Origin of the sequence: Occallatibacter sp., assembly GCF_049802275.1 — a bacterium.
GTDB lineage: Bacteria > Acidobacteriota > Terriglobia > Terriglobales > Acidobacteriaceae > Telmatobacter.
The window spans coordinates 1-1,912 of sequence record NZ_JBARMD010000658.1 but is presented as its reverse complement, the minus strand read 5'-3'; the positions used below and the strand labels follow the sequence as shown (position 1 = coordinate 1,912).

Annotated in this window: 2 protein-coding genes; one reads left to right on the top strand and one right to left on the bottom strand. The window is 54.1% G+C overall.

The genetic code is table 11. The annotated features are described in order from the left end of the window. A partial coding sequence (locus WA354_RS22040; protein WP_472815174.1) for a hypothetical protein occupies nt 1-1,130 on the top strand: 1,130 nt, incomplete at its 5' end. 173 nt (nt 1,131-1,303) lie between these two features. Here the strand turns inward: WA354_RS22040 and WA354_RS22035 are convergent. Next, complete coding sequence (locus tag WA354_RS22035; protein ID WP_472815173.1) at nt 1,304-1,684, bottom strand: DUF192 domain-containing protein; 381 nt, start codon at nt 1,682-1,684, stop codon at nt 1,304-1,306. Between the last annotated feature and the right edge of the window lie 228 nt (nt 1,685-1,912).

The window sequence follows — 1,912 nt, the reverse complement described above, 5'->3', positions numbered from 1 at the left end:
ACGAGATTCCGCGAGTAGTTGCTCAACAGGTTTACTTCCCCACTGCATATTTCTGTATGGCGCCATTCGCTTTGCTGCAATCGTCGCATGCATATTTGCTCTGGTCGGCCTTCACAGTCGGAACAATTTCGATTGCAGCTTTTCTTGTATGGACGTTAGCACAAGAATACGCGCCGAATGCCGCTTTCTATCTGGTCGCCTTAGTGCTTGCTAACTGCGGAATTGTGTTTGCCGGCGGGAACCCGGCCGGATTAGCCATTGGACTCTGCCTGGTAGCGGTCTGGTGCTTTGTAGAGGAAAAATATGTGTACGTGGGAGTCTTTTGTCTTGCATTGAGCCTGGAGTTGAAGCCGCACGATACGGGCCTGGTCTGGCTCTACTTTCTTTTGGCGGGCGGAGTGCATCGGAAACGGGCGTTGCAAACGCTGGCACTTACAGTCGCACTGGCATTGCCGGCCCTCCTGTGGATTTTCCATGTCTCGCCTCACTGGATGCAGGAGCTGTCGGCTAATCTAGCCGTTCCCTCAGCCCCGGGCGAAATTAACTCGTCGAACTCTTCACCCATCTCGGACCCCATAACCAGCACCATCAGCAAGAGTGGGGCCGGTACGATTATCGATCTTCAAACCCTGACCAGCGTCTTTAGCAGCGATCCTCGTCTCTACAACACCCTCGCCTACGTGATCAGCGGATCTCTTCTGGTCGGCTGGATGGTTGTTACTTTACGGTCTCGCTCCTCTTTATCGAGAGACTACCTCGCTGTTGCCATCATCGCGCCTCTCACCATGCTGCCCGTCTACCATCGCCCACATGACGCAATACTGTTGATTCTGACAATTCCCGCTTGCACGATGCTCCTTGCTGAAGGCGGATGGCTTGGCGGAATCGCACTCTTCCTGAATTCCATTGCGATCCTGATTACCGCAGCGATTCCCCTGGGAATGCTTGAGATTCTGACTAAGAATTGGCAAGTGCCTGCGGTTGGCGGGCCGTTCAACACAGTTGTGGCCCTATTTGCTCGTCCAATACCGGCCATCCTTCTGGCTTTGGCTTCCTTTTATTTGTGGGTGCTTGTGCGCCGATTTCCGAACAAGGCGAGAGCCCCGGATACGTGCGAGCAGCACGTTTGACTTGCCGCCTTGGGCGAGGAGCAATTGCCAAGGCGGCGATGTCGGACGCCTTCTGGAGTCGCATCGAGGAGTTTCGTGCCTGAGAAATCTCGGCCGACCTTCCTTCTCGGATGCCTAAATGAGGAAGCCACCAGGACGCCAGTACCAGCCCAGTAACAGAATCAACCCCTTGGCTAGCCTTTCGATTCCAGCAGTGGCGAGAACTCAACGAGATCACCCGGGCGAGATTGTGATTCACGAACAATCCCGGAGGGCAGCTCAAGTACCGAGTGAGCGGAGATGCAAGCCGACAATCGCCAGGGAGAGACGCTGCTCACAACTTTCTTGATCCGATGTTTCCGATCAAGGTAAACGAGATCGATATCAAATTGCATGAAGAATGTGTGGATTGCCTCGCAGGGCACAATCCATAGTCCTTCCCCGGGCGCCAAACCTTTGCGCCCCAGCAGGCCTTTCGATCTTTTACCTCCACTCTTGGCGACCTCTGCGTTGCCAGCTAATTCGGTGCCGCGCGTAAGGTTCGTCACCCGCAGCCGCTCAGACTCGATGGGCATTTTTTCTCCTCGTGTCGTTCCAATCGAGATGATGACCAATCGTGCAGTTTCATCAAGTTTTCGATGACTCCATCACTTTGGTCCTAGAACAAAATACTGAATTCGCTTCAAAATTCGCACCGAGAAAGTAGTTGCAGGACCTGGGAATCTCAGCTCTCGTCGCGACCGGGAAGGGCGCAAATAGGATGTGTCCCCAGCGAGAAGTGCGCTGGGGACACATCTTGAAGC

What these genes read in the sequence shown, in the direction of transcription:
- WA354_RS22035 (WP_472815173.1), bottom strand. Translation starts at nt 1,684, where the DNA reads ATGCCCATCGAGTCTGAGCGGCTGCGGGTGACGAACCTTACGCGCGGC.